The following is a 6661-nucleotide window of genomic DNA, read 5'->3' as shown; positions in this document are numbered from 1 at the left end:
GCCACCGGGCCCTCGCCCAGCACCGGCCCGGTCAGCTCGGTCAGCGTGTGCGGCAGCAGGATCGGCGCCTGGTGCGGGGCCCGCAGGATCGTCGACTTGTAGCCGGGGGACAGCAGCGGCGGGTGCGCGGTCATGGGTTCTCCTTCGCTCCGGTCAGTGCGCGCAGGGCGGTCAGCTCGTCCTCGCTCGGCGGCTCGGTGCTGGTCAGGGGCTCGGCGACGCGCAGCTTCCAGCCGGTGGCCGCGACTGCCTGCTCGACGGTGACGCCGGGATGCAGCCGGGTCAGGGTCAGCTCCCGGGTCTCCGGGTCCGGCTCCAGCACGCCCAGGTCGGTGATGACCAGCACCGGGCCGCGTCCGCGCAGGCCCAGCCGGGCCCGGTCGCCGGGGCCGCGGCCGTGACCGACGGAGGTGACGAAGTCGACCCGGTCGACGAACGCCCGCGGGCTCTGCCGGACCACCACGATGACCTCGCCGCAGGACGCCGCGATCTCCGGGGCGCCGCCCGCACCGGGCAGCCGTACCCCGGGGTCGGCGTAGTCGTCGCCGATGACCGTGGTGTTGATGTTGCCGTACCGGTCGATCTGGGCCGCACCGAGGAAGCCGACGCCGATCCGGCCGGGCTGCAGCCAGTAGTTGAACATCTCCGGGACGCTGACCACCGCGTCGGCGGTCGCGGCGAGCACGCCGTCGCCGATGGACAGCGGCAGCCGGTCCGGCTTGGCGCCGATCGTGCCGGACTCGTAGACCAGGACCAGGTCCGGGGCATGGGTACGGCGGGCCAGGTTGGCCGCCGTGCTGGGCAGGCCGATGCCGACGAAGCACCGGGTGTCGCCGCGCAGGGCCCGGGCCGCCGCGACGGTCATCATCTCGTCCGCGGTCCAGCTCATGCCGTCACTCCCGTCAGCCACTGCGAGAACGCCTCCCGGTCCCGGCTGATCTTGTCCCACGCCTGGTAGTAGTCGTTGTCGAGGTCGCTGTAGCCCATCGCGTACGAGGGATGCGCGCCGCCCGGCACGTGCGCGACCCGGGTGACCGCCCAGCCCGGCAGCACCACCGCGCCGGGCACCGGCGTCAGCTCGTCCACGATCTCCTCGACCGTGACCAGCGACCGGGCCGAGGCCAGCACGACCTCCTTGTGCACCCCGGTGATCCCCCAGAACTGCACGTTGCCGGCCCGGTCGGCCCGCTGGGCGTGCACGATGCCGACGTCCGGGTTCAGCGCCGGCACCGCGGTGAGCGTCTCGCCGGTGAACGGGCAGGTGATCGGGGCGATGGTGGCGGTGTGCTCCGGCAGGTCGGTGCCGAGGTAGCCGCGCAGCACGGCGAAGGGCAGGCCGGACGCGCCGGCGACGTACCGGTTGGCCATGCCCGCGTGGCTGTGTTCCTCGATCTCCAGCGGCGCCGGCCAGCCGTGCTGGACGGCGTCGCGGAAGCGGTGCAGCGAACCGACGCCGGGATTGCCGGCCCAGGAGAACACCAGCCTGGCCGCGCAGCCGGCCCCGATGAGCTGGTCGTAGACGATGTCCGGGGTCATCCGGACCAGGGTCAGCCCGCGCCGGCCCTGCCGGATGATCTCGTGGCCGGCCGCCACCGGGATCAGGTGGGTGAAGCCCTCCAGCGCGACGGTGTCGCCGTCGTGCACCAGCTCGGCGATCGCGTCGGCGAGCGGGACGATCCGGGCGCTCATCGGGGGAGTCCCACGTAGTTCTCGGCCAGGGTGGTGGCGGCCGCGGTGGAACCGGTCACGTATTCCAGCTCGGCGAGCTGGACCCGGTGGCCGAACTCGTCGTCGCCCTCGTGGCGGTGCAGCATCGTGGTCATCCAGTTGGAGAAGCGCTGCACCTGCCAGACCCGCTTGAGGCAGGTCCGTGAGTAGCTGTCCAGCAGCTCGTCCGTCCGTTCCCGGTAGTGCGCGGTGAGTGCCTCGGCCAGCACCCGGACGTCGGCGATGGCCAGGTTCATGCCCTTGGCGCCGGTCGGCGGGACGATGTGGGCCGCATCGCCGGCCAGGAAGAGCCGGTCGTGGCGCATCGGCTCGACCGCGAAGCTGCGCATCCCGGTGATGCCGCGTTCCAGGATCTCGCCCTCCTTGAGCGGCAGGTCGAGCCGGGTGCGTAGTTCGTCCCAGATCCGGGTGTCGGGCCAGTCGCCCAGGTCGGTGTCCCGCGGCACCTGCAGGTAGAGCCGGATGATGTCCGGGGTACGCATGCTGTGCAGGGCGAAGCCGCGTTCGTGGTAGGCGTAGACCAGCTCCTCGGCGGCGGCGGGGGAGCGGGCCAGGATGCCGAGCCACGCGTACGGGTGCTCGCGCTCGGCCGTCCGCAGCGCGCCGTCGGGCACGGCGAGGCGGGCCACCCCGTGCGAGCCGTCGCAGCCGGCCACGAAATCGCACTCGAGGCGGTGCCGGACGCCGTTCTGCTCGTACTCCAGCACGGTGCCGTCGACGGCGGTGACCTCGGCCTCGAAGTGCAGCGGGAGGTCGTCGGCCAGCCGCGCGGCGATCAGGTCCTTGACCACTTCCTGCTGGCCGTACACCGTGATGGTCTTACCGGTGAGCGCTTCCAGGTCGATCCGGTGGCTCTCGCCGCCGAAGCGCAGCTCGATGCCGCGGTGCACCATGCCCTCCCGGCGCATCCGCTGTCCCACGCCGAGCTGGTCGAGCAGTTGCGCGGTGCCGTGTTCGAGCACCCCCGCACGAACCCGGCTCTCCACATAGGATCGCGAGCGGCGTTCCAGGATCACCGTGTCGATCCCGGCCCGCTGCAGCAACCGGGCGAGGACGAGCCCCGCCGGGCCCGCCCCGACTATGCCGACCTGCGTGCGCACGGCGACCTCCCATTAATCGATGGTGATCGTTGACGTGAGGCAGCCCACACCATACGTTCTTCATGAGAACTTACGTGCGGTGTGCGCACAAGGACAACCCACTGGAGGTCTGAAGAATGCGTCGGTTCATCACGGGGATGACCGTGCTCGCCCTCGTCGGAGCCGGGGCGGGCTGCGGATCCTCTTCAGGCTCGGGCCCCGCCACCTCCGACGGCGGGGTCGCGCAGGTCAAGGTCGGCATCATCCCGATCGTCGACGTCGCGCCCATCTACCTGGGGCAGAAACAGGGATTCTTCAAGAATCGGAAGATCGAGCTGACCATGGAGAGCGGCCAGGGTGGCGCGGCGATCGTGCCCGGCGTGGTCAGCGGCCAGTTCCAGTTCGGCTTCAGCAACATCACCTCGCTGCTCATCGCCCAGACCAAGAACGTGCCGATCAAGGTGGTCAGCAACGGCGTGGCCTCGACCGGTACGGCCGGCAAGGACTTCGGTGGCGTCGCGGTGCGCAAGGACAGCCCGATCACCAAGCCCGCCGACCTGGCCGGCAAGAAGATCGCGGTCAACACGCTGAAGAACATCGGTGACACCACCGTGCGCGAGTCGGTGCGCAAGGCCGGCGGCGACCCGAACGGGATCAGCTTCGTCGAGATGCCGTTCGCCAACATGCCGGCGGCGGTGGAGAACGGCCAGGTCGACGCCGCGTGGGTGGTGGAACCGTCGCTGTCGGCCGTGACCGCCGCCGGTGGCCGGGTGGTCGCCTGGAACTACGTCGACGCGGCGCCGGATCTGACCGTGGCGGCGTACTTCGCCTCCAGCAAGCTCATCGCCGACGACCCGGACCTGGTCAAGCGGTTCACCGAGGCGATGAACGAGTCGCTGGCCTATGCCGACGCGCACCCGGACGAGGTCCGCGAGATCCTCGGCTCGTACACCAAGATCGACCCGAAGGTCCGCGAGGCACTGACCCTGCCGAAATGGCCCACCGAGATCAACAAGCCGTCGGTCGAGACGCTGAGCAAGCTCGGCGCCCAGGACGGCATCTTCGGTAGTGCCACGCCCGACCTGGCCAAGATCCTCCCGTGACGGCGGTCGGGGCGGCTGCGCCGCGGACGGTGCCGGGGGGCCGGGCGCTGCTCGGCCTCTCCGGCCTGGCCGGGCTGCTCGTGCTGGTCGAGCTGCTGCCCCGCGCCGGGATCGTGTCGGACAGCTACCTGCCGCCGACCAGCCGGATCCTGGCCGCCCTGGCCGACGAGGCGGTCACCGGCGCGTTCTGGGTGGCCGTGGGGGACACCCTCACCGCGTGGGCGATCGGTCTGGCCATCGCGGTCGTGGCCGGCGTCGCCGCGGGGGTGCTGATCGGCGCGGTGCCCGTGCTGCGCGCGGTCACCGCCTCGACGGTGGAGTTCCTGCGGCCCATCCCGTCGGTCGCGCTGATCCCCCTCGCGGTCCTGCTCTACGGCTCGGACCTGGGCTCGACCCTGCTGCTGGTGGTCTACGCGGCCTTCTGGCAGGTCCTGGTCCAGGTCCTGTACGGCGTCGCCGACGTCGACCCGGTCGCCGACGAGACCGCCCGCAGCTTCCGCTTCGGTCCCTGGGCCCGGATCCGCTACGTGCTCTGGCCGACCGCGCTGCCGTACGTCTTCACCGGCATCCGCCTCGCCGCCTCGGTCGCGCTGGTGCTCGCGGTCACGACCGAGCTGGTCATCGGCGCCCCCGGCCTCGGCGCGGTCATCGCGGTGGCCCAGACCTCGAACGCGATCCCTGCCATGTACGCCCTCATCGTCGTCACCGGCCTGCTCGGCGTGGCCATCAACCTGGCCGCCCGCTACGCCGAACGCCACTTCCTCGCCTGGCACCAGTCCGTCCGCGGGGAGGCACCATCATGATCAAACGCCTGCTGCTGGTCCTCGGCCTGCCGGTCGTGCTCTTCCTGACCTGGTACGCGGCCAGCGCGAACAGTGAGAACTTCTACGCGCCCCCGCTGCGCCAGATCCTCGCCGCGTTCGCCGACACCTGGACCCCCGAGCGGCTGCGCGCCGACGTGCTGCCCAGCCTGGCCCGCCTCGGCGCCGGTTACCTGCTGGCCGCGGTGATCGGCATCGCGGCCGGCGTCGCGATCGGCGCCAACCCCCGGCTGCGCGCGGCCGCCGAGCCGGTGCTGGAGTTCTTCCGGGCCGTGCCGCCACCCGTGCTGGTCCCGGTCATCATGCTGTTCGCCGGCATCGGCACCAGCATGAAGGTCATCGTGATCGTCTCCGGCTGCGTCTGGCCGGTGCTGCTCAACACCGTCGAGGGCGTCCGCGCCACCGACGGCGTGCTGTCCGACACCAGCCGCGCGTACGGGATCACCGGCGCGGCCCGGCTGCGTCACCTGCTGCTGCCCGCGGCGTCCCCGCAGATCGTCGCCGGCCTGCGGCAGGCGCTGTCCATCGCGATCATCCTCATGGTGATCAGCGAGATGTTCGCCGCCAGCAACGGCCTGGGCTTCACCATCGTGCAGTTCCAGCGCAGCTTCGCCATCCCGGAGATGTGGAGCGGCATCATCCTGCTCGGGCTGCTCGGCTTCGGCCTGTCCGAGTTGTTCCGCCTGGCCGAGCGCCGCGCGCTGGCCTGGTACCACGGCCTGCGCGACGCCCAGCGCCGCTCGTGACGAAGGAGACGACGATGCTCGAGGTCAAGGGCCTGCGCAAGGTCTACCGGTCCGGCAGCCGCGAGGTGGAGGCGCTGCGCGACCTGACGTTCACCGTCGCCGAGGGCGAGCTGGTCTGCCTGGTCGGCCCGTCCGGCTGCGGCAAGACCACGCTGCTGCGCTGCATCGCCGGGCTGCTCGACCCGACCTCCGGCGAGGTCACGGTGGGCGACAAGAGCGGCCTGGCGATCGTCTTCCAGGAGTACGGCCGCAGCCTGTTCCCGTGGATGACGGTGCGCGACAACGTCGACCTGCCCCTGCGGCAGAAGAAGGTCCCCAAGGCCCGCCGTAAGGAACTGGTCGCCGAGGCCCTGACCGCGGTCGGCCTGGACGGCACCGAGTCCGCGTACCCGTGGCAGTTGTCCGGTGGGATGCAGCAGCGGGTCGCGATCGCCCGGGCCGTGGCTTACGAACCGTCGATCCTGCTGATGGACGAGCCGTTCGCCGCCGTCGACGCGCAGACCCGGGCCGATCTGGAGGACCTGGTCCGCTCGCTGTGGCAGCGGCTGGGCATGACGATCCTGTTCGTCACGCACGACATCGACGAGGCGGTCTACCTGGGCCAGCGCGTGCTGATGCTGTCCGCGTCACCCACGGTCGTGCAGGACGAGCTGACCGTCGACCTGCCCGCCGAGCGCGACCAGCTGCACACCCGGGCGGATCCGCGTTTCGTCACCCTGCGGACCCGCGTCTACGAGCAGATACAGCGGGCCAAGCTCAGAACGGGTACTGCTTCGGGCGCTGCTGGAGAGTTATCCAACGCAGATCGGTGAACGCCTCGGCGCCGGCCCGGCCCCCGAAGCGCCCGTAGCCGGAGTCGCCCATCCCGCCGAACGGCGCGGTCGGGTCGTCGTCCACGGACTGGTCGTTGACGTGGGCGATGCCGGTGCGCAGCCGCCGGGCGACGGCGAAACCCCGGTTGACGTCCTGGGTCAGCACCCCGGCGGTGAGCCCGTACGGGCTGTCGTTGGCGACCGCGATCGCCTGCTCCTCGTCGGCCACGGTCAGTACGGTCGCCACCGGCCCGAAGATCTCCTCGGTGTGGATGCGCATGTCCGGCGTCACGCCCGCGAGGACCGTCGCCGGGTAGTGCGCGCCGTCCGGCGTACCGCCGCCGCTGAGCACCCGGGCGCCGCCGGCGACCG

Annotated in this window: 8 protein-coding genes and 1 pseudogene; 4 read left to right on the top strand and 5 right to left on the bottom strand. The window is 71.4% G+C overall.

Features of this window, described 5'->3' with window-relative positions; translation table 11 throughout:
- From AB0C29_RS27050 to AB0C29_RS27035, 4 genes and pseudogenes are all read right to left on the bottom strand, one after another.
- A pseudogene (locus tag AB0C29_RS27050) lies at window positions 1-134 on the bottom strand (hypothetical protein); the annotation flags it as partial.
- Window positions 131-889, bottom strand: a complete 759-nt coding sequence (locus AB0C29_RS27045; protein WP_360825553.1) for a CoA-transferase subunit beta — start codon at window positions 887-889, stop codon at window positions 131-133. The pseudogene AB0C29_RS27050 and the gene AB0C29_RS27045, both read right to left, overlap by 4 nt.
- The gene (locus AB0C29_RS27040) at window positions 886-1689 is read right to left on the bottom strand and encodes a CoA transferase subunit A (protein ID WP_360825550.1); all 804 of its coding nucleotides are present in this window, start codon (window positions 1687-1689) and stop codon (window positions 886-888) included. Before AB0C29_RS27040 ends, AB0C29_RS27045 begins: the two co-directional genes overlap by 4 nt.
- Window positions 1686-2828: a 4-hydroxybenzoate 3-monooxygenase gene (locus AB0C29_RS27035; RefSeq protein ID WP_360825547.1), complete on the bottom strand. Its 1143-nt coding sequence runs from the start codon at window positions 2826-2828 to the stop codon at window positions 1686-1688. The genes AB0C29_RS27040 and AB0C29_RS27035 overlap by 4 nt, the downstream gene beginning before the upstream one ends.
- 116 nt (window positions 2829-2944) lie before the next feature.
- Here AB0C29_RS27035 and AB0C29_RS27030 point away from each other — a divergent pair, with 116 nt between their 5' ends.
- Genes AB0C29_RS27030 through AB0C29_RS27015 form a run of 4 tightly spaced genes read left to right on the top strand, consistent with a single transcriptional unit; the run spans window position 2945 to window position 6289 of the window.
- Window positions 2945-3910: an ABC transporter substrate-binding protein gene (locus tag AB0C29_RS27030; RefSeq protein WP_360825544.1), complete on the top strand. Its 966-nt coding sequence runs from the start codon at window positions 2945-2947 to the stop codon at window positions 3908-3910.
- Window positions 3907-4713, top strand: a complete 807-nt coding sequence (locus tag AB0C29_RS27025) for an ABC transporter permease subunit (RefSeq protein WP_360825540.1) — start codon at window positions 3907-3909, stop codon at window positions 4711-4713. Before AB0C29_RS27030 ends, AB0C29_RS27025 begins: the two co-directional genes overlap by 4 nt.
- The gene (locus AB0C29_RS27020) at window positions 4710-5477 is read left to right on the top strand and encodes an ABC transporter permease subunit (RefSeq protein WP_360825537.1); all 768 of its coding nucleotides are present in this window, start codon (window positions 4710-4712) and stop codon (window positions 5475-5477) included. The genes AB0C29_RS27025 and AB0C29_RS27020 overlap by 4 nt, the downstream gene beginning before the upstream one ends.
- A gap of 14 nt (window positions 5478-5491) precedes the next feature.
- The gene (locus AB0C29_RS27015) at window positions 5492-6289 is read left to right on the top strand and encodes an ABC transporter ATP-binding protein (RefSeq protein ID WP_360825534.1); all 798 of its coding nucleotides are present in this window, start codon (window positions 5492-5494) and stop codon (window positions 6287-6289) included.
- Here the strand turns inward: AB0C29_RS27015 and AB0C29_RS27010 are convergent.
- The coding region (locus AB0C29_RS27010) for an aldehyde dehydrogenase family protein (RefSeq protein ID WP_360825531.1) at window positions 6234-6661 on the bottom strand (428 nt) is incomplete at its 5' end. The two genes, AB0C29_RS27015 and AB0C29_RS27010, sit on opposite strands and share 56 nt — an antisense overlap.

Origin of the sequence: Actinoplanes sp. NPDC048791, assembly GCF_040650095.1 — a bacterium.
Taxonomy (GTDB): Bacteria; Actinomycetota; Actinomycetes; order Mycobacteriales; family Micromonosporaceae; genus Actinoplanes.
This window is presented reverse-complemented; position numbering and strand designations above follow the sequence as displayed.